The organism is Amycolatopsis sp. FDAARGOS 1241, from assembly GCF_016889705.1.
Taxonomy (GTDB): Bacteria; Actinomycetota; Actinomycetes; order Mycobacteriales; family Pseudonocardiaceae; genus Amycolatopsis.
In genome coordinates this window covers 7,309,811-7,335,976 of record NZ_CP069526.1, presented here as the reverse complement: position 1 = coordinate 7,335,976, position 26,166 = coordinate 7,309,811, and the positions used below count along the sequence as shown (strand labels likewise).

At 71.6% G+C, this 26,166-nt stretch carries 23 protein-coding genes and 1 pseudogene; 16 read left to right on the top strand and 8 right to left on the bottom strand.

Annotated elements, in window-relative coordinates; translation table 11 throughout:
* Positions 1–172 precede the first annotated feature (172 nt).
* Complete coding sequence (locus I6J71_RS35675) at positions 173–1,078, bottom strand: NADP-dependent oxidoreductase (protein WP_204090879.1); 906 nt, start codon at positions 1,076–1,078, stop codon at positions 173–175.
* 214 nt (positions 1,079–1,292) lie between these two features.
* Here I6J71_RS35675 and I6J71_RS35670 point away from each other — a divergent pair, with 214 nt between their 5' ends.
* From I6J71_RS35670 to mnmA, 4 genes and pseudogenes are all read left to right on the top strand, one after another.
* Entirely contained in the window at positions 1,293–2,507 is a 1,215-nt protein-coding gene (locus I6J71_RS35670; RefSeq protein WP_204097394.1) for a LuxR C-terminal-related transcriptional regulator, read from the top strand.
* A 41-nt stretch (positions 2,508–2,548) separates the two neighbouring features.
* Positions 2,549–3,683, top strand: a pseudogene (locus I6J71_RS35665) (MFS transporter).
* 64 nt (positions 3,684–3,747) lie between these two features.
* Positions 3,748–4,941 (top strand): cysteine desulfurase family protein, encoded by a 1,194-nt coding sequence (locus I6J71_RS35660; RefSeq protein ID WP_204090878.1) that lies wholly within the window; start codon positions 3,748–3,750, stop codon positions 4,939–4,941.
* Between the two features lie 4 nt (positions 4,942–4,945).
* Positions 4,946–6,037 carry a tRNA 2-thiouridine(34) synthase MnmA gene (gene mnmA / locus I6J71_RS35655; protein WP_204090877.1) on the top strand — a complete coding sequence of 364 codons (1,092 nt, stop codon included), beginning with the start codon at positions 4,946–4,948 and terminating at the stop codon, positions 6,035–6,037.
* A 15-nt stretch (positions 6,038–6,052) separates the two neighbouring features.
* On the opposite strand, the gene I6J71_RS35650 is transcribed toward mnmA, so the two are convergent.
* The 3 genes from I6J71_RS35650 to I6J71_RS35640 form a co-directional block, all read right to left on the bottom strand.
* Entirely contained in the window at positions 6,053–6,505 is a 453-nt protein-coding gene (locus tag I6J71_RS35650; protein ID WP_204090876.1) for a GNAT family N-acetyltransferase, read from the bottom strand.
* 13 nt (positions 6,506–6,518) lie between these two features.
* Positions 6,519–7,562: an MBL fold metallo-hydrolase gene (locus tag I6J71_RS35645; RefSeq protein WP_204090875.1), complete on the bottom strand. Its 1,044-nt coding sequence runs from the start codon at positions 7,560–7,562 to the stop codon at positions 6,519–6,521.
* 103 nt (positions 7,563–7,665) lie between these two features.
* A complete protein-coding gene (locus tag I6J71_RS35640) occupies positions 7,666–8,355 on the bottom strand; it encodes a scramblase (RefSeq protein ID WP_204090874.1) in 690 nt (229 codons plus the stop codon).
* Positions 8,356–8,487: 132 nt separating this feature from the next.
* Here I6J71_RS35640 and I6J71_RS35635 point away from each other — a divergent pair, with 132 nt between their 5' ends.
* The 4 genes from I6J71_RS35635 (at position 8,488) to I6J71_RS35620 (ending at position 12,999) form a co-directional block, all read left to right on the top strand.
* On the top strand, positions 8,488–9,525 hold the full coding sequence (locus tag I6J71_RS35635; RefSeq protein ID WP_204090873.1) for a methionine synthase: 1,038 nt from the start codon (positions 8,488–8,490) through the stop codon (positions 9,523–9,525).
* A gap of 51 nt (positions 9,526–9,576) precedes the next feature.
* Positions 9,577–10,287, top strand: a complete 711-nt coding sequence (locus I6J71_RS35630) for a hypothetical protein (protein ID WP_204090872.1) — start codon at positions 9,577–9,579, stop codon at positions 10,285–10,287.
* A 62-nt stretch (positions 10,288–10,349) separates the two neighbouring features.
* Entirely contained in the window at positions 10,350–12,515 is a 2,166-nt protein-coding gene (ligA, locus tag I6J71_RS35625; RefSeq protein WP_204097393.1) for an NAD-dependent DNA ligase LigA, read from the top strand.
* Complete coding sequence (locus I6J71_RS35620; protein WP_204090871.1) at positions 12,508–12,999, top strand: GNAT family N-acetyltransferase; 492 nt, start codon at positions 12,508–12,510, stop codon at positions 12,997–12,999. Before ligA ends, I6J71_RS35620 begins: the two co-directional genes overlap by 8 nt.
* A gap of 96 nt (positions 13,000–13,095) precedes the next feature.
* On the opposite strand, the gene I6J71_RS35615 is transcribed toward I6J71_RS35620, so the two are convergent.
* A complete protein-coding gene (locus tag I6J71_RS35615) occupies positions 13,096–13,749 on the bottom strand; it encodes an amino acid-binding protein (protein WP_204090870.1) in 654 nt (217 codons plus the stop codon).
* Between the two features lie 211 nt (positions 13,750–13,960).
* On the opposite strand from I6J71_RS35615, the gene gatC reads away from it, so the two are divergent.
* Genes gatC through I6J71_RS35595 form a run of 4 tightly spaced genes read left to right on the top strand, consistent with a single transcriptional unit; the run spans position 13,961 to position 17,795 of the window.
* Positions 13,961–14,260 (top strand): Asp-tRNA(Asn)/Glu-tRNA(Gln) amidotransferase subunit GatC, encoded by a 300-nt coding sequence (gatC, locus tag I6J71_RS35610; RefSeq protein WP_204090869.1) that lies wholly within the window; start codon positions 13,961–13,963, stop codon positions 14,258–14,260.
* A complete protein-coding gene (gene gatA, locus I6J71_RS35605; RefSeq protein WP_204090868.1) occupies positions 14,257–15,774 on the top strand; it encodes an Asp-tRNA(Asn)/Glu-tRNA(Gln) amidotransferase subunit GatA in 1,518 nt (505 codons plus the stop codon). The genes gatC and gatA overlap by 4 nt, the downstream gene beginning before the upstream one ends.
* Positions 15,771–17,276, top strand: coding sequence for an Asp-tRNA(Asn)/Glu-tRNA(Gln) amidotransferase subunit GatB (gene gatB, locus I6J71_RS35600; RefSeq protein WP_204090867.1), 1,506 nt, complete (start codon positions 15,771–15,773; stop codon positions 17,274–17,276). Before gatA ends, gatB begins: the two co-directional genes overlap by 4 nt.
* The gene (locus I6J71_RS35595) at positions 17,277–17,795 is read left to right on the top strand and encodes a hypothetical protein (protein WP_204090866.1); all 519 of its coding nucleotides are present in this window, start codon (positions 17,277–17,279) and stop codon (positions 17,793–17,795) included.
* Between the two features lie 30 nt (positions 17,796–17,825).
* Here the strand turns inward: I6J71_RS35595 and I6J71_RS35590 are convergent, their stop codons facing one another.
* Positions 17,826–19,037, bottom strand: a complete 1,212-nt coding sequence (locus I6J71_RS35590) for a sorbosone dehydrogenase family protein (protein ID WP_204090865.1) — start codon at positions 19,035–19,037, stop codon at positions 17,826–17,828.
* A 142-nt stretch (positions 19,038–19,179) separates the two neighbouring features.
* Between I6J71_RS35590 and I6J71_RS35585 the strand changes: the two genes are divergently transcribed.
* Together I6J71_RS35585 and I6J71_RS35580 are read left to right on the top strand one after the other, a co-directional pair.
* Entirely contained in the window at positions 19,180–20,088 is a 909-nt protein-coding gene (locus I6J71_RS35585; protein ID WP_204090864.1) for a 2-hydroxyacid dehydrogenase, read from the top strand.
* Between the two features lie 66 nt (positions 20,089–20,154).
* A complete protein-coding gene (locus I6J71_RS35580) occupies positions 20,155–20,727 on the top strand; it encodes a DoxX family protein (protein ID WP_204090863.1) in 573 nt (190 codons plus the stop codon).
* Between the two features lie 71 nt (positions 20,728–20,798).
* On the opposite strand, the gene ilvD is transcribed toward I6J71_RS35580, so the two are convergent.
* Entirely contained in the window at positions 20,799–22,643 is a 1,845-nt protein-coding gene (ilvD, locus tag I6J71_RS35575; RefSeq protein ID WP_204090862.1) for a dihydroxy-acid dehydratase, read from the bottom strand.
* Between the two features lie 74 nt (positions 22,644–22,717).
* Positions 22,718–23,329: a PH domain-containing protein gene (locus tag I6J71_RS35570; protein WP_204090861.1), complete on the bottom strand. Its 612-nt coding sequence runs from the start codon at positions 23,327–23,329 to the stop codon at positions 22,718–22,720.
* Between the two features lie 344 nt (positions 23,330–23,673).
* Here I6J71_RS35570 and I6J71_RS35565 point away from each other — a divergent pair, with 344 nt between their 5' ends.
* The gene (locus tag I6J71_RS35565; protein ID WP_204090860.1) at positions 23,674–25,578 is read left to right on the top strand and encodes an acetolactate synthase large subunit; all 1,905 of its coding nucleotides are present in this window, start codon (positions 23,674–23,676) and stop codon (positions 25,576–25,578) included.
* Entirely contained in the window at positions 25,575–26,081 is a 507-nt protein-coding gene (gene ilvN, locus I6J71_RS35560) for an acetolactate synthase small subunit (protein WP_204090859.1), read from the top strand. Before I6J71_RS35565 ends, ilvN begins: the two co-directional genes overlap by 4 nt.
* The last annotated feature ends 85 nt before the right edge of the window (positions 26,082–26,166 follow it).

Genomic DNA, 26,166 nt, shown 5'->3' with positions numbered 1-26,166 from the left:
TGGTGCTGCTCCGCGGCTGCCCCGAAGCCGTGGCCGGTTCGCTGACAGCGCTGGTTGTGCGATGGCCCCGGTCGAAGGAACCCAGCCGCCCTTTCGCTGCCGGCCCGGGCAGGCCGGCTTGCCGAGCCTGGCCGTTCGGACCACCGTCCGCCCCGGCCAGGCCCGCCGCCGGTCAGGACACGACGAGCGTGATCTTCCCGCCCGGGTGCCCCGCCTGGCTCTCCTGCTGCGCGGCCGCAGCTTCCTCGAGCGGGTAGCTGCTGCCGTGCGCGATCCGCAGGCCGCGGCCCACGTGCTGGAGGATTTCCGCCAGCACCTCGGGCGTCGCGTCGTTGGCACCGCCGGCGGAGAAGGGCAGGCCCAGTTCGAAGGCGGCGCCGTCGGCGATCGTGATGACGCGGTCCTTCGAGCCGAGCAGTTCGACGGAGTCCGGCAGCACGCCGTGGCCCGACGCGTCGAACACCGCGGCCACGGGGCGGTCGGCCGCTTCGCGCACGCGCTGCGGCCAGCCGTCGCCGTAGAGCACCGGGATGGCGCCCAGCGCCTTGACGTCGTTGAGACTGCGCTGCCCCGCCGTGCCGATCACCGTCGCGCCCAGCGCGACGGCCGCCTGCGTGGCGAAGCGGCCCACGGTGCCGCTCGCCCCGTGGATCAGCAGCACTTCGCCGGACTTGACGTCGAGCTGCCGCAGCACGCGCAGTGCCGTTTCGCCCGCCACGGGCAGCGCCGCGGCGTCTTCCCACGAGAGGTCCGCCGGCTTGCGCGCGATGGCCCCGGCCAGCGCGTACTCGGCGTAAGAGCCGGTGGCGGACCAGCCGAAGACCTCGTCGCCGACGGCGAAGCCCGCGCCGTCGCCGACCGCGTCGACGACGCCCGAGAACTCGGCGCCCGGGATCTGCGGGCGCTCCGGCGCGGACCCCTCGGCCATGGCGCCGCTGCGGATCTTCCAGTCGATGGGGTTCACACCCGCGCGCCGCACGGCGACGCGGACCTGCCCCGGGCCGGGCTCGGGCACCGGTACTTCGCTCAGCCGCAGCACGTCCGGCCCGCCGTACTCGGCGAAGGTGATGGCTCGCATGGTCGTTCGTACTCCCCTTCGGTTGTTCGTGTTTCCTCCAGTCAACTGTGCCGCGGCCCGATCCGAACCGCTCGGACGAGCAGCGTTCACCAGCCGGACGAGCAGCCCCCGCCACCCCGGGCGCGCCTACTGTTGACGCATGGACGGAACCTGAACCGACCCGGCGCACGTGCTCGACGTCGCCGTGCGCGTCGTCTCCGCGCCGCGGCCCGAGATGCTGCCCCGGTTCTCCCACGAGCTCGCCGCCGTGCTGCCGCACCGCGCCGCGGCCATGCAGACGGGCGACTGCACGCGCAGCCCGTTCAAGGTCACCGGCGACCAGTCGGTCACCGACGCCGTCACGAGCGCCGAGCTCGACCACCTCGCCGAACGCGCCGTGCCGGGTGAAGCAGTTGTCCTCGACGGGGTGCTCGCCGGGGCCGAACGCCGCGTCGTCCTGCTCGCCTCGCGCCCGGCCGTCGGCAACGGCGCGGTGATCGCCCTCGTCCCGAACGAAGCCGAACCCTCGGCCACGGCGCTGCGCCTCTCCGCGCGGCTGTGGCAGCTGACCAGCGTCGACGCCGGGCAGCGCGCGGTCGACCCCAGCCCCGACGTGCTCGCCGGCAACCTCGCCGCCGCGGCCGCGCGCGCCCAGACCACCACCGACCTCGGCCAGACGCACGCGGCGACGCTCGTCGCGCTCCTGTCCGTGCTGCGCTCCGGCCGGCTCGCCGATGCGGCCGCGCGCCAGACCGCGACCGACCTGGCTGCCCGCGCGCTCGTGGACCTGAAGGCCGCGGCCGGCCGCGATCAGGCGCTGACCGCGGAGCCGGCGCGCGCCGCGTTCGGCGTGCTCGCCGACCAGCTCGCGCCGATCGTCGGCCACGCCGACGTCGCCGTCGACCTCGCCGGGCCCGCCGAAGACCGCCGGCTGCGCCAGGACATCGCCCACACGGCGCGCACGGTCACGCGCGGCCTCGTGATGGCCGCGCTGGACCGCGCCGGCACGACCCGCATCCGCGCGTCCTGGCGTCTCGACGGCTCCGCCCTCCGCATCACCGTTCGCGACGACGACCCGGCGGTGCCCGGCGTCGTCGTCGATCCCGGTCTCACCGAACGCATCACGCCGCTGGGCGGCAGCTGGGAGATCGACGCCGTCGAAGGCTGGGGCACGACGATCACCGCCGCGCTGCCGCTCGACCCGGTCGAGCCACCCGAGCTGCGCCCGCTCGACCGGCTCAACGCGCGCGAACTCGAAGTCCTGACGGGGATTTCGCAGGGACTGCGCAACCGGCAGATCGCCGCGCGGCTGCAGCTGTCCGAGCACACCGTGAAGTTCCACGTGCGCAACCTCCTGGAGAAGCTCGAAGTCAGCTCCCGTGGGGAGGCCGCGGCGCTCGCGCACGACCTGCGGCTCGAAGCGGCGCCGGTGCACCGGACGGCGGGATAATCGCTTGACCTCCACCGCGATGGAGGTAGCAGTCTGCGATCATGAGCCAGACGGTGGAAGCCCGGACCAGCGGAAGCCGGCCTCGAAAAGGCGTTCTCTGGAGCCAGGACCACCGGCTCACGACGATCGGCCTGCTGCTCGTGGTCACGCTGGTGGCCTTCGAAGGCCTGGGCGTCGCCACCGCGATGCCGACGCTCGTCGCCGATCTGCACGGCCTCGCGCTGTACTCGTGGCCCTTCACGACGTTCCTCATCGCGAGCGTCGTCGCGACCGTGCTGTCCGGCCGGATGGGTGACCGCCGCGGCCCGGCACCGGCGCTGCTGATCGGGCCCACGCTCTTCGCCGCGGGCCTCATCGTCGCCGGCACCGCGCAGACCATGCCGGCGCTGCTCGCCGGCCGCGCGCTGCAGGGCCTCGGCTCGGGTTTCCTGCTCGTCGCGGTGTCGCTGCTGATCGCTCTGACGTTCACCGACCGCGAACGCCCGGTCATCTACGCCGCGAATGCTGCCGCGTGGATCCTGCCGGCCGTGATCGGACCGTCGGTCGCGGGGCTGATCACCGTCAGCGTCGGGTGGCGCTGGGTGTTCCTGGGGCTGGTTCCGCTCGTGGCGATCGGCGTCTCGCTGCTGGTGGTCGTCGTCCGGCGGCTGCCCGCGCACCTCCCGGAGCCTTCGGCCCGGCGCGCCGGCGTGCTGCCCGCGGTGATCGCAGCGCTCGGGATCGCCGCGCTGACGTGGGCGGTCCAGCACCCGTCACCACTCGCCCTGGTCTACGGCGTGGCCGGGGTCGTCGCGCCAGGCCACGCTGCGCGTCGGCTTCGCACTGGTCGCGGTGGCCCTGCTCGGGTTCGGGTTCGTCGCGCAGCCGTGGTGCCCGGCGTGGCTCGCGTTCGTGGTCTGCGCCGTCGGCGGGTCCGGGATGGGCATCGGGATGCCGTCGATCTCCGTGCTGCTGCTGCGGTATTCGCCCGAGGGCGAACGCGGGTTCAACACTTCCGCGATGCAGCTGGCCGACTGGGTCGGCTCCGCGCTGCTCATCGGCCTCGGGGGTGTGCTGCTCGCCGCGGTCGCCTCGGCTGTGCACCCGGCGCCGGCGATGGCGATCCTCTGCGCCGCGCTGGTTCTGCTCGCCGTGCTGGGCGTCCGGCTGACGAGCCGGTGGCCGCGGAAGGTGTGACAGACCACTTCCGGGCCCAGGGCGACCTTCGTCACCGGCCGGAGCGGACTACCCTGAGGAGGCGATGACCTATCTCGACCACGCAGCGACCACGCCGATGCTGCCCGAAGCCGTAGCGGCGATGACCGAGGCTTTGTCCACCGTGGGCAACGCCTCCGCGCTGCACTCCTCGGGCCGCCGCGCGCGTCGCGTTGTCGAGGAGTCGCGCGAGATCATCGCCGACGCGCTGGGCGCCCGGCCGTCGGAGGTCATCTTCACCGGCGGTGGCACGGAGAGTGACAACCTCGCGGTCAAGGGCATCTACTGGGCGCGCCAGAGCGGGTGCGCCGAGCGCAACCGCGTCCTGTGCAGCTCCGTGGAGCACCACGCCGTGCTCGACACCGTCGAGTGGCTCGAGTCCCACAGCGGCGCCGAGATCACGTGGCTCGAGGTCGACGACCACGGCCGTGTCTCGCCCGAGACCCTGCGCGAGGCCATCGGCTCGTCGCCCGAGACGGTCGCCCTGGTCACGGTCATGTGGGCCAACAACGAGGTCGGCACGATCAACCCGATCACCGAGCTCGCCGCCATCTGCGCCGAGCACGAGATCCCGCTGCACACCGACGCCGTGCAGGCCGTCGGCGCCGTCCCGGTCGACTTCGCCGCCAGCGGCGCGTCCGCACTGACCCTGACGGGCCACAAGCTCGGCGGGCCGTACGGCGTCGGTGCCCTGCTGCTGAGCCGCGACACCGAGTGCACGCCCGTGCTGCACGGTGGCGGCCAGGAGCGCAGCGTGCGGTCGGGCACGCTCGACGTCCCGGCGATCGTCAGCTTCGCCGCCGCGGTGCGCGTGGCCACCGAAGGCCGCGCCGAGTACGCCGACCGCGTCGGGAAGCTGCGCGATGAGCTCATCGAAGCCGTCCGGCGCGAGGTGCCCGACGCGGTCCTCAACGGCGGCGGCGAACGCCTGCCCGGCCACGCCCACTTCACGTTCCCCGGCTGCGCCGGCGACAGCCTCCTGATGCTGCTCGACGCCAAGGGCATCGAGTGCTCCACCGGCTCGGCCTGCACCGCCGGCGTCGCCGAACCGAGCCACGTGCTGCTCGCGATGGGCGCCGACGCGGCCGCCGCGCGCGGCTCGCTGCGGTTCTCACTCGGCCACACGTCGACGCTGGAGGACGTCTCCGCGCTCGCGCGCGAGATCGGCGGGGTCGTCGCCCGGGCGCGGCAGGCGGGGCTCGCCGGCATGCGCAAGCAGACCCAGAAGCAAGAGGTGTGAGGTAATGCGGGTACTGGCCGCCATGAGCGGAGGAGTCGATTCGGCCGTTGCCGCCGCGCGCGCGGTCGACGCGGGCCACGACGTCGTCGGCGTGCACCTGGCGCTGTCGGCGAAACCCGGCACCCTGCGCACGGGCTCGCGTGGCTGCTGCACGATCGAGGACTCGCACGACGCTCGCCGCGCCGCCGACATCCTCGGGATTCCGTTCTACATCTGGGATTTCGCCGAGCGGTTCACCGAAGAGGTCGTGGAGACCTTCGTCGGTGAGTACGCGGCCGGGCGCACGCCCAACCCCTGCGTGACGTGCAACGAGAAGATCAAGTTCGAGGCCCTGCTCGACAAGGCCATGGCGCTGGGTTTCGACGCCGTGGCCACGGGCCACTACGCGCGGCTGGCGACCGTCGACGGGGAGCTGCAGCTGCGGCGCAGCGCCGACGAGGGCAAGGACCAGTCGTACGTGCTGGCCTCGCTGACGCCGGAGCAGCTCGCCCACGCCATCTTTCCGCTCGGCGACTCGTGGAAGTCCGACGTGCGCGCCGAGGCGGAGCGGCGCGGCCTTTCCGTGGCCCACAAGCCCGACAGCCACGACATCTGCTTCATCCCCGACGGCGACACCAAGAAGTTCCTCGAGAACCGGCTGGGCCAGCGGCCCGGCCGGCTGGTCGACGCCGAGACCGGCGCCGTGCTCGGGCGGCACACCGGTGTCCATGGCTTCACCGTCGGCCAGCGCAAGGGCCTCGGCATCGACGCTCCCGCCGCCGACGGCCGGCCGCGGTACGTGCTGTCGCTGGAGCCGGTTTCCGGCACGGTGAAGGTCGGGTCCCAGACGGGGCTGGGTGTGCACACGATCGACGCCGACCGCGCGATCTGGCCCGGCGGAGAGGCGCTCGACGGGCCGACCGAATGCGTCGTGCAGGTCCGCGCGCACGGCGGGATCGCCGAAGCCGTCGCGGAATCCGACGGGGACCGCGTGAGCATCCAGCTGCGCGAACCGCTGCGCGGCGTCGCCCCGGGCCAGGTCGTGGTGCTGTACCGGCCGGATGCGCGGGCCGGTGACCTCGTGCTGGGCAGCGCGAAGATCTCCGGCACCCGCTGAGTCCCCAGTGGACGGTCAGAGCCGCAGCTTGAACCCCGTGTGGCTCGCGGTGAAGCCGAGTCGCTCGTAGAACCGGTGCGCGGCCGTGCGCGAGGTGTCCGACGTCAGCTGCACGAGCGCGCACCCGCGCCGGCGCGACTCGTCGATCGCCCACCGCACCAGCTCACCGCCCAGACCCGCGCCCCGGTGATCGGCGCGCACGCGCACGGCCTCGATCTGCCCGCGCAGCGCGCCTCGCCGGGCCAGGCCCGGGATGAACGTCAGCTGCAGTGTCGCCACGGGCTCGTCGTCGTCCGTCGCGACGAGAAGCAGCTGCTGCGGATCGGCGTCGATGGCCTCGAACGCGCGCAGGTAGGGCTCGAGGTCGTCGGCCGAATCCCGCGTCGCGCCGAGCTGGTCGTCCACGAGCAGCTCGACGATGGTTCCGACGTCTTCGCGGCGGGCGCGCCGCACGGTGATTCCCGGCATGGGGACCAGTGTTTCAGTTCGTCCCGTAGTGGCGGACCCCGTCGATCGTCTGCACCCTGAGTTTGTCCTGCGACACCAGCAGATCCAGGTGCGCCGCGGTCTCCAGCACGGCCAGCATCTGGTTGAAGGCGTCCATTTCGGACAGTTTGCGGCCGCGCCGGGTCCAGCCCAGCCTGCTCGCCGTGTCGAACGCGGTGCTGGCGCCCGCGTCGATCTGCGCCGCCATGGTTTCCAAGCGCTGGCGGTGGTGTTCGAGCAGTTCGTCGATGCGCTCGTGGACGCTGCCGGCCACCGGGCCGTGGGCGGGCAGCAGGCGCTGGTCGGGCAGGGCGCGCACGAGCCGGAGCGAGTCGAGGTAGTCGTTGAGCGGAAGATCCGCCGGCACGGGCTGGAAGCCGATCGACGGCGTGATGTGGGGGAGCACGTGGTCACCCGAGAAGAGCAGGCCGGCCGCGCCGTCGAGGAACACGACGTGGCCCGTGGTGTGGCCGGGGGTGTGAACCACTTCGAGTTCGCGGTTCGGCAGCACCGTGCGCCGGCCCGGCGTAAGCCACTCGTCCGGGTCCTCCCACTGGTCGACGTCGGTGCGGCGCGGGACGTCGCCGAACATCTTCGCCAGCGCGGCGATGACCTCGTCTGCGCCGCAGTGGCGCAGGAGCTCGACCTGCGCCTGCATCGGCAGCTGGTCGGGATCCGCGGTGACCTTGAGGGATGGTTCTTCCAGCTGTCCCAGCGACACTTTGCTGCCGAACTCGCGCCGCAGCACCACGGCCTGCGTGTAGTGGTCGCGGTGCACGTGGGTGACCAGGAATTCCCGCACGTCACCGAGTTCGGCGCCGATGCCCTTCAGCGCGTCGGAAAGCAGCTGGCGGGACTCGGTGAGCGCCCAGCCGGAGTCGACCAGCGCCAGCGTGGTGCCGTCGCTGATGGCGTAGACGTTCACCGCACGGAGCGCGTCGTTCGGCAACGGCAACGGGATCCGGTAGACGCCGGCGGCCACCTCGTAGACCCCGGGTTCCGTCCAGTTCCGGTTGCTGTCCTCGGGCAACGGCTCCACGGCGACCTCCGTCCAGGCAGGACTCCGGCGTCCCGTCTTTCCTCACATTGGGCGCTGACCGGCGCCCTGTCCACCTGGACGGCCTGAGACAACGGTCACTCGCTCAGGCGGTTTCCCGGGTCAGCGCGGTGTCGATCGTCAGCGCCGTCGCGACGACCAGGCTGGCCAGGGGTTCGGGGAGCTGGCGCGGGATTTCGGCGACGTAGGTGTCCTCGGTCGCGCCCGGCGGTGGATCACCGAGGCGCGCGATCTCGGTGCCGGCGTGGTTCTCGATGACGACGTCCCAGGACTGGCCTCCCGTGGCGGTGACCGTGCCGACCGTCCGCCCGCCGACGACGAAGGTGAACCGCGTGCCGTCGGTGCCGCGAGCGGGGACGATCTCGCCGATCGGAGTCTCGTCCGCGCGGGTGACGACGTAGCGCGAGCGCAGGTCCTTCGCCGGGCGCGCCACCTTGAGCACCGTGCTGTGGTTGGCGTCGCGAACCTCGAACTTGTGCGTCACGTACTGGTCGTACTTCGGCAGCAGCCGCGCGGCTTTGCGCAGGAAGCCCTGGCTCACGTCGGCCACGCCGCCCAGGCGGGCGCCGTGCTGGTCGAAGACGCCGTACTCCTCGCTGGTCTCGACGACCGCGGCGCGGCGGCTGACCACGAGCACGGTTTCGGTGAACAGGGTGCCGCCCACGAGCGGCGAGCGGCGTTCGGGGATCCGCGGCTCGCCGTCCCACCGGCGCAGCCGGGCGGGGTTCACCTCGCCGGGGTGCCGGCCCGGCGGTGGTGGCGAGGGACTCGTCATGGCCATCCAGAGTATCGCTGTCTCCGCGAAATCGGTGCTGGCAAAGGGATATGCGGCGAATGTCCGGCTCACCCGGGTGAGTGGGGAGAGGCCGGTGCCGCTCGCCGGGACGCGGTCGGCGAGAATTCGCCCGTGACTGAACGAGCCTGGCCCGACGGCGCCGCCACCGCGATCGGTTCGATGCCGGGCACGGACCCGGTCGAGGCGGCCGCCGTCGTGTTCGGCGAGCTGCCGGACTTCCCACACCTGCCGGAGCTGCCCGCGCGTGGCGTGGGCGCGGACCTACTGGGCCGCACCGCCGCGCTGCTCGTGGACCTCGCCGTCGAGGTCGTGCCGAGCGGCTACCGCGTCGCGGGCCGGCCCGGGCACGACCACCGCCGCGGGCGTGACCTGCTGCAGTGGGACCTCGACGCCGTGCAGGAAGCCCGCGAGAAGGCCGGCGCCGCGCCGCCGGTGGTCAAGACGCAGGTGGCCGGGCCGTGGACGCTGGGCGCCGGGATCGAGCTCGCGCGCGGCCACCGCGTGCTCACCGACCGCGGCGCACTGCGGGACTTCACGGCCTCGCTGCTCGACGGGCTGGCCCAGCACGTCGCGGAGCTCAAGGCGCGCATCGGCGCACCGGTCGTGGTGCAGCTGGACGAGCCGACGCTGCCCGCGGTGCTGGCCGGGAGCCTGCCGACGCCGTCGGGGTACGGGAACGTGGCCGCCGTGCCCGAGCCGGAGGCCCGGGAAGTGCTGACGACCATGATCGAGGGCGTCAAGGCCATCACGGACCAGCCCGTCCTCGTGCACTGCTGCGCGCCGAAGCCGCCACTCGCCCTCCTGCGATCGGCGGGGGCCGACGCGATCGCCTTCGACGTCACGCTGCTCGGCGGGGCGTCGGCCGAGACGCTCGACGAGATCGGCGAGACGTGGGACAGCGGTACCGTGCTGTTCCTGGGGCTCGTCCCGGCGACGGACCCGGGGACGCGGCCGAGCCTGAAGGACGTGGCCGACCCCGTGCTCAAGCTCGTCGACCGCCTCGGCTTCAACCGGTCGATCCTGGCCGGCCGCGCCGTGCCGACGCCGACCTGCGGGATGGCCGGGGCCACGGGCGAGTGGATGCGGCGAGCGCTGGCGCTGGCCCGCGACCTCGGAAAGGGTTTCGTGGAACCGCCCGAGACGTGGTGAGCGCGCGGTAGCGTGTCGGTGAAGGACCGACAACGGGGGATACTCGAAACGATGCGCTTGTTCCGCCGCCGCTCAGCCGATCCGACGGTCGACGGCACGCCGCCCGACCCGCGCACGCCGTGGCCCGACCAGCCGGTGCCGTCCGACGCCGACGCGGCCGCGGTGACGTTCTGGGAGAGGTGGTTCGAGCTGCTCCCGCAGGTCAGCGCCGCGCTGGGCGACCGCGAGCCGCACCGCGTGGAGCACGACCTGTGCGAACTGGTCGAAGCCCTGCACCCGCGGCTGCACTTCTCGCTCGAACGCGGCCGGACGGCCGTGTACGCCCTCGTGGTGAGCGGACAGGAAGACCCGGAGCTGCGGCCGTTCACCGACGCGTGGAAGGCCGCCGCGCCGCCGGACGACGCGATCTGGGAGTACCACGACTCGGTGCCCCCGGTCCCGGACCCGGCGGGCGTCACCGTGAACCTCGGCGAGCACCGCATCTCGCTGGGCGATGTGCGGGTGGTCGCGCAGGTGGACGGGGACGTCGTCGACGTCGCGGTGTACCACCCGGCGCTGGTGGAGCTCGACGAGGCGGCGCGCACCACGATGACCTTCCTCCCGCTCGACGCGACGCTCGGTGAGCGGCTCGCGGCCGAACGGCTGCGCCGCGTCGAAACCGCGCAGGCCGAGCCGGCGGGCACGATCAGCCTCGGAGAGCTCCGTGACCTCGTCCGGGGTCTGAACGAACGACCAGGCGAAACTGTCGGCGGCTCCGGCTAGGGTTACCACCCGTGAGCAGCGACCTTCCTCAGGACCAGTTGGCCGCCCCCGCTGAAGTGGCAGTGGCGGCCGGAGACGTCATCGACGTCACTGACGTCACTGACGTCACTGACGTCCCCGCCGACGTGCGCGAGCGCCACGGCGCCCTCGCCGAGGACGTCCGCGGGCACCAGTTCCGCTACTACGTGCTGGACTCGCCCATCGTCTCCGACGGGCAGTTCGACGAGCTCCTCGGCGAGCTGCAGGCGATCGAAGCCGAGTACCCGGCGCTGGTCACGCCGGACTCGCCGACGCAGAACGTCGGCGGCACGTTTTCCACCGAGTTCACGGCGTACGACCACCTCGAGCGCATGCTGAGCCTGGACAACGTGTTCGACACCGACGAGTTCCTCACCTGGGTGGAGCGCGTCGAGAAGGAGATCGGGCAGACGGAGTACCTGGCCGAGCTGAAGATCGACGGGCTCGCCATCAACCTCCTGTACGAAGACGGCAAGCTCACGCGCGGCCTGACGCGCGGCGACGGCCGCACCGGCGAGGACGTCACGCTCAACATCCGCACGCTTGAGCAGGTCCCCGACGAGCTCACGGGCACCGAGGAGTTCCCGGTGCCCAAGCTCATCGAGGTCCGCGGCGAGGTGTTCTTCCGCGTCGAGGACTTCCTGGAGCTCAACGCGAAGATGGTCGACGCGGGCAAACCGCCGTACGCGAACCCGCGCAACACGGCGGCGGGTTCGTTGCGGCAGAAGGACCCGCGCATCACGAAGGAGCGCCGGCTGCGGCTGATCTGCCACGGCCTGGGCAAGCGCGAGGGCTTCGAACCGGTCACGCAGTCTCACGCGTACGACGCGCTGGCGGCGTGGGGCCTGCCGGTGTCGCCGCACACGCGCGTGCTGCACACGGCGAAGGAACTCACCGACCACATCGCGTACTGGGGCGAGCACCGCCACGATGCCGAGCACGAGATCGACGGCGTCGTGATCAAGGTCGACCAGGTCGCCCTGCAGCGGCGCCTCGGCACGACCTCGCGGGCGCCCCGCTGGGCGATCGCGTACAAGTACCCGCCGGAAGAGGCGATCACGACGCTGCTGGACATCCAGGTCGGTGTCGGGCGCACGGGGCGCGTCACGCCGTTCGCCGTGACCGAGCCGGTGAAGGTCGCGGGCTCCACGGTGGCGCGCGCGACGCTGCACAACGCGGAAGAGGTCAAGCGCAAGGGCGTGCTGATCGGCGACCGCATCGTCATCCGCAAGGCCGGTGACGTCATCCCCGAGGTGCTGGGCCCGGTCGTCGACGCGCGCACGGGCAACGAGCGCGAGTTCGTCATGCCCACGCACTGCCCGGAGTGCGGCACGGAGCTCGCCTACCAGAAGGAGGGCGACAAGGACATCCGCTGCCCCAACACCCGCTTCTGCCCAGCGCAGCTGCGGGAGCGGCTGTTCCACTTGGCCGGGCGCGGCGCGTTCGACATCGAGGTGCTCGGCTACGAGGCGGCGGTGGCGCTGCTCGACGCGCGCGTGGTCGCCGACGAGGGTGACGTGTTCGACCTCAACGAGGACGCGCTGTCAGAGGTGGAGCTGTTCCGCACCAAGGCGGGTGATCTGTCGGCCAACGCGAAGAAGCTGCTGGCGAACCTCGACGCGGCCAAGGACCGTCCCTTGTGGAAGGTGATCGTCGCGCTGTCGATCCGCCACGTCGGCCCGACGGCGGCGCAGGCATTGGCGAGGGAGTTCGGCTCGGTGCAGCGGATCGAGGAGGCGAGCGAGGAGGAGCTGGCCGACGTCGACGGCGTCGGGCCGACGATCGCGCACGCCGTGCAGGAGTGGTTCGAGGTCGACTGGCACCGCGAGATCGTCGAGAAGTGGCGCCGAGCCGGCGTCCGCATGGAAGAGGAGCGCGACGACTCGATCCCGCGCAACTTGGAGGGCCTGTCGATCGTGGTCACGGGCTCGCTGAATTCGTTCTCGCGTGACGAGGCGAAGGAATCCATCATGGCGCGCGGCGGCAAGGCCGCGGGTTCGGTGTCGAAGAAGACGGCCTTCGTCGTGGTCGGCGACTCGCCGGGCTCGAAGTACGACAAGGCCGTGCAGCTCAAGGTCCCGGTCCTCGACGAGGGCGGCTTCCGGGTGCTGCTGGAGCGCGGCCCCGAGGCGGCCACCGAGCTGGCACTGCCCGCGGGCGGCGACGAGGCCGGCGAGTCTTCGGAGGCCGGTGGGTCTTCCGATGGGTGACGTCGAGATCCGCCCGCCGCGCCCGGAGGAGTTCGCGGTGGTCGGGGACCTCACCGTCGAGGCCTACCGGGCCGACGGCCTGCTTGCCGAGGACGTCGGCTACGAGAAGGAACTCCGCGACGTGGCCCATCGGGCCGAACACGCCGAACTCCTCGTCGCGGTGGCGGACGGCTCGCTCGCCGGCACCGTCGCCATCGTCCATCCCGGCACGCACTACGCCGAGATCTCCCGCGACGGCGAACTCGAGTTCCGCATGCTCGCCGTTTCCTCGGCCGCCCGCGGCCGCGGCATCGGCGAGGCCCTCACCCGCGCCGTGCTGACGCGCGGCCGCGCCCTTGGCCTCCGCCGTGTCGTCCTGAGCAGCCTCGACCGCATGCGCACGGCCCACCGACTCTATGAACGGATCGGGTTCCGCCGCCTGCCCGCCCGCGACTGGCGCCCGTTCCCGACCGTCACGCTCATCGCCTACGAATACGACCTGTAGGGCCCGGCCAAGAGGGGGTTCGGTGCGGGGTGTTTCGGAGCACAGGCGCGGCCGGACACCAGCAGAGGCCGGTGCCGGGTGGGTCGATCCGGTTCGTCAGCCGTCGAGCACGACGGCGACGATGCCGGCGAAGTGGGCCAGACGGGCGACCTCGGCGGCTCGGAAGTTGGGGCCGCCCGGGCGGGCGACGAGCAGGGCCTTGCCCGGCTTGCCCAGCGGCGTGGCCGCGAGCTCCGTGCCGAGCTCCTTCCACGTCTCCGGGATCCAGTCCTCTTCGCCGTCCAGCACCGTGGCGCGCTCAAGCGGCAGCCAGGGCAGGTCGTCGAACGGGTTCTCCGGCGCGGCGCTGGACGAGGCCAGCCGGCGGTAGCCCGAGTCGGTGTGGGCGACCACGACGGCCCAGCCCGCACGGATGATTTTCGGCACACCTTCGGCCAGCAGGTCCAGCCCGGACTTCGGCTGGGCGGCGATCTCCTCCACCAGCTCCAGCTCGCGGTGCGTGTCCAGGATCCCGGCGTAGGGCCGCACCGCGTCGACCTCGACGCCTTCGATGCTTTCGGCCGCGGTGATCAGGGCGTCGGGCAGGCGCCCGGACGGGAGTTCCACCACGAGGTCGTCGACGGCGACCCCGCCTCCGCGCTCGACGACGTCGACGCTGAGGATGTCGGCGCCCACCGTGCCGAGTGCCGTCGCGACGGCGCCGAGGGTGCCGGGGGAGTCCGGAAGCTGGACCCGCAGCAGGAACGACACCACACGCCCCTCTCGCCTCAGGCGTTCCACCCTTGTCGCGGAACGCGGTAACCGGGCGCCGATTGTGACAGACCGGGCACGGGTTGGGGACCCGATGTCCGGCGAACGGGACGCCCCGCCCGCCCGTGACCCGGTCGAGCCGTCCGACGCCGTCACCATAGACTTGCAGCTTCCGAGAGCACCCGCACAGCACACCCCGGGAGTCACCCGCGTGCCCAACATTTCCCGAGACGAGGTCGCGCACCTCGCCAAGCTGGCCAGGCTGGCCGTCACCGACGACGAGCTGGACGTCTTCGCGGGCCAGCTGGACCAGATCCTGGACTCGGTGGCGAAGGTGAGCGAGGTCGCGGCGGCGGACGTCCCGCCGACCTCGCACGCCGTGCCGCTGACGAACGTCTTCCGCGAGGACGAAGTGCGCCCCTGCCTGACGCAGCAGCAGGCACTGGCCGGCGCGCCGGCCGCCGAGGAGGGCCGCTTCCGGGTGCCGCGGATTCTGGGAGAAGAACAGTGAGTGAACTCGTCAAGCTGACCGCCGCCGAGCTGGCGGGCAAGATCCACGCGCGTGAGGTCTCCGCGGTCGAGGTCACCCAGGCCCATCTGGACCGGATCGCCGAGGTCGACACCCACGTGCACGCGTTCCTGCACATCGACACCGAAGGCGCGCTGGGCGCGGCCAAGGCCGTCGACGAGCAGCTGGCCGCGGGGGAGCAGCCGGCCTCCGCGCTGGCTGGCGTGCCGCTGGCGCTCAAGGACGTGCTGACCACCGAGGGCATCCCCACCACGTGCGGCTCGCGCACACTGGAGGGCTGGCTCCCGCCCTACGACGCGACGGTCACGCGCCGGCTGCGCGAAGCCGGCGTCGTCATCCTCGGCAAGACGAACATGGACGAGTTCGCCATGGGGTCGTCCACCGAGAACTCCGCCTTCGGTCCCACGCACAACCCGTGGGACCACGCCCGCATCCCCGGCGGTTCGGGCGGTGGCTCGTCGGCGTCGATCGCCGCGTTCGAGGCGCCGCTGGCCATCGGCACGGACACCGGCGGCTCGATCCGCCAGCCCGGCGCCGTCACCGGCACGGTCGGCGTGAAGCCCACGTACGGCGGTGTTTCGCGCTACGGCCTCGTCGCCTTCTCGTCGTCGCTCGACCAGGCCGGGCCGTGCGCGCGGACGGTCCTCGACGCTGCCCTGCTGCACGAGGTCATCGCCGGCCACGACGTGATGGACTCGACGTCCATCGACGCGCCGGTGCCGCCCGTCGTCGCCGCGGCCCGCCAGGGCGCCGGGGGCGACCTCAAGGGCGTCCGCATCGGTGTGGTGAAGGAATTCGGTGGCGACGGCTACCAGGGCGGCGTGCTGCGCTCGTTCCAGGCCGCCGTCGAGCAGCTGCGCGCGCTGGGCGCCGAGGTCGTCGAGGTCTCGTGCCCGCACTTCGTGTACGCGCTGCCCGCGTACTACCTGATCGCGCCGAGCGAGGCGTCGTCGAACCTCGCGCGGTTCGACGCGATGCGCTATGGCCTGCGCGTGGCCGACGACGGCACGCACAGCGCCGAAGAGGTCATGTCGCTCACGCGCGAAAAGGGCTTCGGCGCCGAGGTGAAGCGCCGGATCATGCTGGGCACGTACGCGCTTTCGTCGGGCTACTACGACGCCTACTACGGCTCGGCGCAGAAGGTGCGCACGCTCATCAAACGCGACTTCGACCGCGCCTTCGAGCAGGTCGACGTGCTGGTGTCGCCGACGACGCCGACCACGGCGTTCAAGATCGGCGAGCGCGTGGACGACCCGATGGCGATGTACCTCGCCGACCTCTGCACCATCCCGTCGAACCTCGCGGGCAACGCCGCGATGAGCGTCCCGAGTGGACTGTCCGACGAGGACGGACTGCCGGTCGGCCTGCAGATCATGGCCCCGGCGCTCGCCGACGACCGGCTCTACCGCGTCGGTGCCGCCTATGAGGCCGCGCGCGACGCCGCCGCCGGCGGGTCGCTCGTGCACAAGGTCCCGGAGCTGGGAGGAACGAAGTGACTGCCGTGGCCGAGTTGATGGACTACGCCGCCGTCGTCGAGCGGTTCGACCCGGTCCTCGGGCTCGAGGTCCACGTCGAGCTCAACACGAAGACGAAGATGTTCTGCGGCTGCGTCAACGAGTTCGGCGGCGAGCCGAACACGAAGACGTGCCCGACGTGCCTGGGCCTGCCGGGTGCGCTGCCGGTGGTGAACGGCAAGGCCGTGGAGGGCGCGATCCGCATCGGGCTCGCGCTCAACTGCGAGATTGCCGAGTGGTGCCGGTTCGCCCGGAAGAACTACTTCTACCCGGACATGCCGAAGAACTTCCAGACGTCGCAGTACGACGAGCCGATCGCCTTCAACGGCTACCTCGACGTGACGCTCGACGACGGCGAGGTCGTGCGCGTGGAGATCGAGCGCGCGCACATGGAGGAGGACACCGGCAAGTCGCTCCATGTCGGGGGCGCGACCGGCCGCATTCATGGCGCGGAGCACTCGCTGCTCGACTACAACCGCGCCGGTGTGCCGCTGATCGAGATCGTCACCAAACCCATCACCGGCACGGGTGAGCGCGCGCCCGAGGTGGCGCGGGCGTACGTCACGGCGCTGCGCGACCTGCTGCGCGCGCTCGAGGTGTCCGACGTCCGCATGGACCAGGGCTCGCTGCGCTGCGACGCGAACGTTTCGCTGATGGCCAAGGACGCCACGGAGTTCGGCACGCGCACGGAGACGAAGAACGTCAACTCGCTGCGTAGCGTCGAGCGCGCCGTGCGGTACGAGATGACCCGCCAGGCCGCGATCCTCGCCGGCGGCGGCTCGATCAAGCAGGAGACGCGCCACTTCCAGGAGGCGGACGGCACGACCTCGGCCGGCCGCACGAAGGAAACCGCGGAGGACTACCGCTACTTCCCGGAGCCCGACCTGGTGCCGATCGCGCCGTCGCGCGAGTGGGTCGAGCAGCTGCGCAAGACGATGCCGGAGATGCCGGCCGAGCGGCGCAAGCGGATCCAGACCGAGTGGAACCTGTCCGACGAGGCGCTGCGCGACCTGCTGAACGTGGGCGCCGTCGACCTGGTCGCGGCCACGGTCGAGGCCGGCGCGAAGCCCGACGAGGCGCGCGGCTGGTGGGTCAACACGCTCGCGCAGGAGGCCAACGCGCGCGAAGTCGAGCTCGCGGAGCTGGCGATCACGCCGGCGCAGGTGGCCGAGGTGATCGGTCTCGTGTCCTCGGGTGAGCTGACGAACAAGCTCGCCAAGGAGGTCGTGCAGGGCGTGCTCGCGGGCGAGGGTTCGCCGCGCGAGGTCGTGGACAAGCGTGGTCTGAAGGTCGTGTCCGACGACTCGGCGCTGCTGGCCGCCGTCGACGAAGCCCTGGCCGCCCAGCCGGACGTCGCCGACAAGATCCGCGGCGGCAAGGTCGCCGCGGCGGGCGCGATCGTCGGCGCGGTCATGAAGGCCACCAAGGGCCAGGCCGACGCCAAGCGCGTGCGCGAGCTGATCATCGAGCGCGTCGGTTCCTGAGTGGCGTTCGACGTAAAACGCGTGTCGTGGCGCGAGTGGCTCGGCCTCGGGGCCGGGCTGCTCGCGCTCGGGACGCTGTTCTTCCCCTGGACGGTCCTCACCGCCGACACCGCCACCCCCGACGTCCAAGACGCGTTCGCAACGCTGCCCCACGACGACGTCGTGCGTTCGGCGTGGCATTCGGACTTCTTCTCGTGGTTCCCGCCGTTCGTGCTGCTGCTCGCGGGCCTCGCGGTGGTGCTCTTCGGCCAGGTCCGGAAGGTCCGGACCAGCGGACTGCCCCACCTCTGGCTCGTCGGCGCCCTCGGGGCCTTACTGCTCATGATCATCGGCTGGGCCACGCTGGACTGGGTCTTCGACAGCGACCAGCGCGCGTTCCTGGCGACCGCCGGCGTGGTGATCAACCCGGGCGTCGGGCGCTACCTGGGCCTGCTGTTCGCGCTGATCTCCATCGCCGCCTCGATCCTGGACATCCGGGCCGCGCGCACCGAATCCCGCCAACCGCGGCGCCGTTCCTGAGCTGACACGCCGGGACGAGCAGCCGGCCGGTCAGTCCTTGCCGAGCCCGCCGCCGGTTTCGGTGACCGTGATCAGCACGACGCGGTCGTCGCTGGACACCGTTTTCCCGCCGTCCTTGTTGGTCGTGCCGGCGACGGCCAGCTGCGGGCTGATCATGCTCATCCCCGCCAGACGTCCGTACGTGATCGGCGGTTTGCCCTTGCCGTCGAGGCTGACGGTGGGTTTGCCGGTCACCGCGCCGTCCGGGGTGACCGGGAGGTTCTGCAGGCCGACGGACGACGCGACGGCCAGGATGCCGTTCGAGTCGGAGAAGTCGGCGCAGCCGAGGACTCCCGGCTTGTCCGGCCAGGTCCACGCGGGCGTCGACAGAGCCTGGCCCACCTGCACGCGGTAGAGCGCGTCCGGGCCGCCGGGCTGGTCGGCCACCCACACCCGCTTGCCGTCGGACGAAGCGCACAGCCCGCCCGGGTTGTGCAGGCCCGAGGCGTACACGGCCGAACCCGCCGTGGGGTTGCCGGTGGCCGGCGCGCCGGACGTGTCGATCCGGAGCACCTTGCCCGCCAACGACTTCGGGTCCGCCGCCGCCGCGGGGTTGCCCGCGTCGCCGGTCGCCACCAGCAACGCACCCTTGCCGTCGCTCAGCAGGGCGCCGCGGTTGCCGGTCGCGCCCTTCGGGATGCCGGTGAGCACGGGCTTCGGCGGTTGCCCCTTGGCGAAGCGCACCACGCGGTTGTCCGTGGGCGTCGTGATGTACGCGAACACCAGCTGGTCCTCGACGTAGCTCGGCGAGAGCGCCAGCGACGTCAGTCCGCCGTCACCCGTGGCCACCACGTCCAGTTGCTCGAACGGCGTCGCGTCGCGGCCCGCGGTGGCGAGCAGCACGCGGCCCGATTTCCGTTCGCCCGCCAGTGCCGCCGGCATCGCACCGTCACCGGGCAGACCGGCGACGGCCGCGACCGTGTCGAGGCACGTCGCGATCACGGCCTTGTCGAAGTCCTTGCACCCCTGCGGCGGCGGGATCGTCGTGGGCGACTGCTGCGGGCCACGCTGGCTGGGGCTCTGCCCGTCGCCCGACGGATCGTTGGGGTCCTGGACCTGCGGCGGCGACTCGGGGCTCGGCACCGGTGCGGGGCTGAAGCTCTGGCCGGCCGCGGTGTCGTCGAACCGCGCGCAGCCCGAGAGCAGCAGGCCGCCGCAAGCGAGGAGGGCCAGCGGCGCCGACCACCGGTACCGGGTACGCATGATGCTCCAGCCTAGGTGCCCCCGCGTGAGCGGGGAGTAAGTGGTTACGGTGCCGTTCGGTTACTGATCCGACCACAGTCACGGCTATCCGCGTATTGCCCGGGATCCGCCTGCTTTCGGCCGGATCAGTAACGTGGCGATCATGACGCTGACTGTGCTGGTCCCCGACGACGAGGGCGTCGCCGCGCTCTCGGAGCTCCCCGCGGTGCAGCCCGTGCGCTACCAGTGGGGCGACCCGGTGCCGCCGGAGGCCGCCAAGGCGGAGGTCCTCATCCCCGGCCGCCACCCCGCGGGCGACGAGCTGTGGCGCGAACTGCCCAACCTCAAGCTCGTGCAGCTGCTGTCGGCCGGCGCCGAGGACTGGGTCGGCAAGCTCCCCGACGGCGTCCTGCTCTCCACGTGCCGCGGCGCGCACGGCGGCAGCACCGCCGAGTGGGTCGTCGCGGTGCTGCTGTCGATGTACCGCAAGCTCGACGCCTTCTCGACCGCCCAGAAGGACCAGAGCTGGCGCAAGCTCCCCGCCGAAACCCTGCAGGGGCAGCGCGCGCTCATCGTCGGCGCCGGTGACCTCGGCCGGCAGCTGCGGCGGCGCCTCGAACCGTTCGACGTCCGCTGCACCATGGTCGGCATGTCCGCGCGCGACGGCGTGCACGGCGTCGCGGAACTGCCTCGACTCCTGCCCGACCACGACATCGTCGTGCTCATGGTGCCGCTCACCTCGAGCACGCGCGGCATGGTCGACGCCGAGTTCCTCGCCGCGATGCCCGAAGGCGCCGTCCTCGTGAACGCCGCCAGGGGCCCGGTCGTGCGCACCGGCGCGTTGCTGGCCGAGCTCACCGCCGGCCGCCTGCGCGCCGCGCTCGACGTCACCGACCCCGAACCGCTGCCTGCCGACCACCCGCTCTGGACCGCGCCCGGTCTGCTGCTCACGCCCCACGTCGGCGGCGCCGTCGCCGGGGTCCGCAAGCGCTCGTACGCCGTCGCGGCGGCCGAGATCGCGCGCTACGCGGGCGGCGAACTGCCCGACAACCTCGTGCACGGCGAATACTGACAGGTCGGTTCCTTGACCTCGGCGCGCTCGCTCGCGGCTAGGGTCGGGATCCCCTACCCTTCGCGCGTGACCAGTCAAGGGGACGACTACCAGACCAGCCTGCTGTCCGGGGTCGACGACTCCGGTGGCGACGACGACGAAGTGCGCCAGGGCGGGCTCGGCTTCGGCCTCCTGATCCTGCGCGTCGGCCTGGCCGCGATCGTGGGAGCGCACGGCCTGCAGCACCTCTTCGGCGCGTTCGGCGGACCCGGCATCACGGGTTTCGCCCAGGTGCTCGAGACGTTCGGCTACCACAAGCAGACGACGCTGCTGTCCTGGATCACCGGCATCGTCGAGGTCGGCGGCAGCGCGCTGCTGCTCGTCGGCCTGTTCACGCCGCTCGCGGCCGCCGGGATCCTCGGCGTGGCCGCGAACGCCGTCTACGCCAAGTTCCACGGCGGCTTCTTCGTGGGTGACGGGCGCGGCTGGGAGTTCGAGCTGCTCATCGGCATCGTCGCTCTCGCCCTGATCTTCACCGGCGCCGGCCGCATCTCGCTGGAGAAGAACACGCCGTGGCGCAAGCGGCCGCTGCCGCTCGGCATCGTCTCGCTGCTGCTGGCCGCGGCGGCGTCCGTGGTCGTCATCGTCCTCGCTCGCTGACCCGCAGACGTAAGCCACAGACACGAAGAAGGCCGGCCACCCCGGGGTGACCGGCCTTCTTCAGCCGAGGATCACTTGTTCGGGTCGCGCACCGCACCGGTGTCGGCCGACGTCGCCATCCGCGCGTAGGCCCGCAGCGCCGCGGTGATCGGGCGCTGGCGCTCCTTCGGCTGCCACGGCCGCTCGGCCGCCTCCATCTTGGACCGCCGCTCGGCCAGGATCTCCGGGTCGACCTGCAGCTCGAGGCGCCGCTCGTGGACGTCGATGACGATCGGGTCGCCGTTCTCCACCAAGGCGATCAGGCCGCCGCCGGCCGCCTCCGGCGAGATGTGGCCGACGGAGATGCCCGACGAACCGCCGGAGAAGCGCCCGTCGGTGATCAGCGCGCACTTCTTGCCGAGGCCGGAGCCCTTGAGGAACGCCGTCGGGTGCAGCATCTCCTGCATGCCCGGCCCGCCCGCGGGTCCCTCGTAGCGGATCACCAGCACGTCGCCGGCCTGGATCTCCTTGTTGAGGATCGCCGACACGGCCTCTTCCTGGCTTTCGAGCACGCGGGCCGGGCCTTCGAAGTGCCACAGGTCCTCGTCGATGCCGGCGGCCTTGATCACCGCGCCGTTCTCGGCGAGGTTGCCGCGCAGGATCGCGAGGCCGCCGTCCTTCGTGTACGCGTGCTCGATGTCGCGGATGCAACCACCCGAGGCGTCGGTGTCGAGCGAGGACCACCGGTTCTCCGTGGAGAACGCCTGCGTGGTGCGCACGCCACCCGGCGCCGCGTGGAACATTTCGAGCGCCTTCTCCGACGGCTTCTCCGCGCGGATGTCCCACTCGTCCAGCCACGAGTCGAGGTCGGGCGAGTGGACCGAGTGGACGCCGGTGTTCAGCAGTCCGCCACGCCGGAGCTCGCCGAGGATGGCGGGGATGCCGCCGGCCCGGTGGACGTCTTCCATGTGGTAGTCGGAGTTAGGCGCCACCTTCGACAGGCACGGCACGCGGCGGCCGATCGCGTCGATGTCGGAGATCGTGAAGTCGACCTCGCCCTCCTGGGCGGCGGCGAGGATGTGCAGCACCGTGTTGGTCGAGCCGCCCATGGCCATGTCGAGCGCCATCGCGTTCTCGAACGCCTCCTTGGTGGCGATCGAGCGCGGCAACACCGAGGCGTCGTCCTCGCCGTACCAGCGCTTGCACAGCTCGATGACTGTCCGGCCGGCGCCCGAGAACAGGTCGCGGCGCGCGGCGTGCGTGGCCAGCGTGGACCCGTTGCCGGGCAGCGACAGGCCCAGCGCCTCGGTGAGGCAGTTCATCGAGTTCGCGGTGAACATGCCGGAGCACGAACCGCAGGTCGGGCACGCCGAACGCTCGACGGCGGACAGGCCCTCCTCGTCCACCTCGCTGCTCGCCGACGCGGCGATCGCGGTGATCAGGTCGGTCGGCGCCTGCGCGACCCCGCCCACGACCACGGCCTTGCCGGCCTCCATAGGGCCACCGGACACGAACACGGTCGGGATGTTGAGCCGCATGGCGGCGTTGAGCATGCCCGGCGTGATCTTGTCGCAGTTGGAGATGCACACGAGCGCGTCGGCCTGGTGCGCGTTGACCATGTACTCCACGGAGTCCGCGATGATCTCGCGCGAGGGCAGCGAGTAGAGCATGCCCGAGTGCCCCATCGCGATGCCGTCGTCGACGGCGATCGTGTGGAACTCGCGCGCGATGCCGCCGGCTTCCTTCACGGCCTCGGCGACGATCTCACCGAGGTCCTTGAGGTGCACGTGGCCCGGCACGAACTGCGTGTACGAGTTGGCGATCGCGACGATCGGCTTGCCGAAGTCGCTGTCGGTCATCCCGGTCGCGCGCCAGAGCGAGCGCGCGCCCGCCGCGTTGCGACCGTGGGTGGTGGTCCGGGAACGGAGGTGCGGCACGGGCGTTCTCCCAGGTCAGAAAGGCTGGTCCAGGCGGAGTCGGAAACTCTCTCCGCAAACTGGTCCTACCAATTCTACTCACCGGGTTTGGCTTTATCCCCGCCGGTCTCCGCGGGCGCGGCATCGGGGGCCTGCTCGACGGCTTCGCCGGCGGGTTCCGGCGCGTCTTTTTCAGCGGTTTCTTCGGTCCTCTTCGCGGCGGCCTGCTCGGCGGTCGCCGCCGTGGTCTTCTCGGTTGTCTTCTCGGTGGCGCCGGGCTTGAGGTCGTCCTCGCTCAGCACACCGGAGGGGTCCTTGATCTTCCCTTCGCTCACGAGGGACAGCACCGGGAGGTGGCGCGTCCGCACGGTGGGCAGCGTGATCTGGGTGTCGTCGCCCAGCACGGCCCGTACGCGCGCCCGGTCGGTGATGGCGAGGCCCTTCAGCGCCGACCACGGCAGGTCGCGCTTGCCGAACACCGTCCGCACTTCGAGACCCGCCCGCGTGGCGACCGTCCGCGTGCGCAGCACGAACACGAAGAGCGCCACCGGGAAGATGTAGAGCCACTGCAGCCCGTTGATCTCCCCGAGTGCGATAGGTGTCACACACACGGTCAGGAGCGCGATCGCCATGTACGCCGTGTTGGGGATCTTGAACACGGCCTTCCGGCCCTCGTCCGCGCGTTTGTCCTGCTTTTCTTCGGCCACCAATGAATGGTGCACCGCGCCGCTCGCGCGCCTGCGCCCGGGTCGCGGGCGCCCGCGTGCGGGGGCGCGCGGCTGCACTGCCGGTCCAGCATGCGGAACCGCCGTCCCGCAGAGTTGACACTCGCGCGGGCGCCCGACTAACGTCGCAGCCGTGACCACGCAGACCGGCCTCGTACTTCCCAAGCGCGTCGACGCTTAGGAAGGCCTCCGCTGCGTCGACGCGCGACCCTCGTACGACCCTATGGTCGGCGGGGGTTTTTTGTTGCGTAGAACCGGTTTCAGACCGGCCGCACGGCCCGAAGCAACCCGAACGAGTGACACCGAGAACCCACGAGGCAGAACCGATGACCAGTGCCACGTCGCGCAGCGACGCGAAGCCCGGGCCCACCGCGCCGGGTGCCCCCGGAGCACGTCCGAAGCCGGCGCCGCCGGCGGGAACCCCGGTAAGGGTCACGGGCGCGCAGGCGCTCGTCCGCTCACTCGAAGCGGTCGGGGCCGAAGTCGTCTTCGGCATTCCCGGCGGCACCATCCTCCCGGCGTACGACCCGCTGCTCGACTCCACGAAGGTCCGCCACGTCCTCGTCCGCCACGAGCAGGGCGCCGGGCACGCCGCCACCGGCTACGCCCAGGCGACCGGCAAGGTCGGCGTCTGCATGGCGACGTCGGGTCCGGGCGCCACCAACCTCGTCACGCCGCTGGCCGACGCCAACATGGACTCGGTTCCGGTCGTCGCCATCACGGGCCAGCAGACGCGCGGCCTCATCGGCACCGACGCGTTCCAGGAAGCCGACATCTGCGGCATCACGATGCCGATCACCAAGCACAACTTCCTCGTCACCGACCCGGCGGAGATCCCGCGGACCATCGCCGAGGCGTTCCACCTGGCGTCGACGGGCCGGCCCGGCCCGGTGCTGGTGGACATCCCCAAGGACGTGCTCCAGGAGATGACCTCGTTCTCCTGGCCGCCCGAGATGCGGCTGCCGGGTTACCGTCCCACGCTGCGGCCGCACGGCAAGCAGGTGCGCGAAGCCGCGAAGCTCATCGCGAACGCGCGCCGCCCGGTGCTGTACGTCGGCGGTGGCGTGATCAAGGCAGGGGCCTCCGCGGAGCTGCTGGAGCTGGCCGAGCTGACCGGGATCCCGGTCGCCACCACGCTGATGGCGCGCGGCGCGTTCCCCGACTCGCACCGCCAGCACGTCGGCATGCCCGGCATGCACGGCTCGGTCGCCGCCGTCGCGTCGATGCAGCGCTCCGACCTGCTGGTCGCGCTCGGCGCCCGCTTCGACGACCGCGTCACCGGCGCCACGTCGTCCTTCGCGCCCGAGGCCAAGGTCGTCCACGCCGACATCGACCCGGCCGAGATCTCCAAGAACCGCAAGGCCGACGTGCCGATCGTCGGTGACTGCAAGGAGATCATCACCGAGCTGATCGCGGCCGTGAAGGCCGAGTTCGAGCACGGCCGCCGCCCCGACCTCACCGACTGGTGGACGCAGGTCGACTCGTGGCGCGACACCTACCCGGCCGGTTACGAGTGGCCGGAAGACGGTTCGCTGTCGCCGCAGTACGTCATCGAGCGCATCGGCGAGCTCGCCGGCCCCGACGCGGTGTTCACAGCGGGCGTCGGCCAGCACCAGATGTGGGCCGCGCAGTTCGTGAAGTACGAGAAGCCGCGCACGTGGATCAACTCCGGTGGCCTCGGCACCATGGGCTTCGCCGTTCCCGCGGCCATGGGCGCGCAGTTCGGCCTGCCCGACCAGCAGGTGTGGGCGATCGACGGCGACGGCTGCTTCCAGATGACCAACCAGGAACTCGCCACGTGCGCCATCGAGGGCGCGCCGATCAAGGTCGCCGTCATCAACAACGGCAACCTCGGCATGATCCGGCAATGGCAGAACCTGTTCTACTCGGAGCGGTACTCCAACAGCGACCTCGGTACCCACAAGCACCGCATCCCCGACTTCACGCTGCTCGCCGAGGCACTCGGCTGCGCGGGCCTGCGCTGCGAGACCAAGGAGGACGTCGACGCCACGATCCGCCGCGCGATGGAGATCAACGACCGCCCCGTCGTGATCGATTTCGTCGTGGGGAAGGATGCCCAGGTGTGGCCGATGGTGGCCGCCGGCACCGGCAACGACGAGATCATGGCCGTCCGCGGCATCCGGCCGCTCTTCGACGACGATGAGGTTTCGCGGGAAGCCGTCGAAGCTGTCGAGGCCGTTGCCGACGATGCGGAAGGAGAAGACCGATGACCGTCCACACGTTGAGCGTGCTGGTCGAGAACAAGCCCGGCGTGCTCGCCCGGGTCTCCGGCCTGTTCTCCCGCCGCGGCTTCAACATCGAGTCCCTCGCCGTGGGCCCTACGGAGAATCCCGAGGTGTCCCGCATGACGATCGTGGTCGCCGTCGAAGAGCTACCGCTCGAACAGGTGACCAAACAGCTCAACAAGCTGGTCAACGTGATCAAGATCGTGGAGCTTGAGCCGTCTTCCGCGGTGCAGCGCGAACTGCTGCTCGTGAAGGTCCGGGCCGACGCCACCGTGCGCAGCCAGGTCCTCGAAACGGTTCAGCTCTTCCGTGCCAAGGTGGTGGACGTGTCCCCGGAGGCGCTCACCGTCGAGGCGACCGGGACGTCGGACAAGATCGGCGCCCTGCTGCGCATGCTCGAGCCGTACGGCATCCGCGAGCTCGTGCAGTCGGGCATGGTCGCGGTGGGTCGCGGGGCCCGCTCGATCACCGCCACCTCACCCCGCTGAGCAGTGTTGTCCGGGGGTCGGCCCCCGGACTTCGCCCGGGGGAAGCCCACGCTGGACCCCCGTAGACATTCAGGAAGGAAGCAGT

Coding starts and splice junctions, on each gene's coding strand:
- I6J71_RS35675 (WP_204090879.1), bottom strand. CDS start 1,078: ATGCGAGCCATCACCTTCGCCGAGTACGGCGGGCCGGACGTGCTGCGG.
- I6J71_RS35670 (WP_204097394.1), top strand. CDS start 1,293: ATGCTGCCCCGGTTCTCCCACGAGCTCGCCGCCGTGCTGCCGCACCGC.
- I6J71_RS35660 (WP_204090878.1), top strand. CDS start 3,748: ATGACCTATCTCGACCACGCAGCGACCACGCCGATGCTGCCCGAAGCC.
- mnmA (WP_204090877.1), top strand. CDS start 4,946: ATGCGGGTACTGGCCGCCATGAGCGGAGGAGTCGATTCGGCCGTTGCC.
- I6J71_RS35650 (WP_204090876.1), bottom strand. CDS start 6,505: ATGCCGGGAATCACCGTGCGGCGCGCCCGCCGCGAAGACGTCGGAACC.
- I6J71_RS35640 (WP_204090874.1), bottom strand. CDS start 8,355: ATGACGAGTCCCTCGCCACCACCGCCGGGCCGGCACCCCGGCGAGGTG.
- I6J71_RS35630 (WP_204090872.1), top strand. CDS start 9,577: ATGCGCTTGTTCCGCCGCCGCTCAGCCGATCCGACGGTCGACGGCACG.
- I6J71_RS35620 (WP_204090871.1), top strand. CDS start 12,508: ATGGGTGACGTCGAGATCCGCCCGCCGCGCCCGGAGGAGTTCGCGGTG.
- I6J71_RS35590 (WP_204090865.1), bottom strand. CDS start 19,037: ATGCGTACCCGGTACCGGTGGTCGGCGCCGCTGGCCCTCCTCGCTTGC.
- I6J71_RS35585 (WP_204090864.1), top strand. CDS start 19,180: ATGACGCTGACTGTGCTGGTCCCCGACGACGAGGGCGTCGCCGCGCTC.
- I6J71_RS35565 (WP_204090860.1), top strand. CDS start 23,674: ATGACCAGTGCCACGTCGCGCAGCGACGCGAAGCCCGGGCCCACCGCG.
- ilvN (WP_204090859.1), top strand. CDS start 25,575: ATGACCGTCCACACGTTGAGCGTGCTGGTCGAGAACAAGCCCGGCGTG.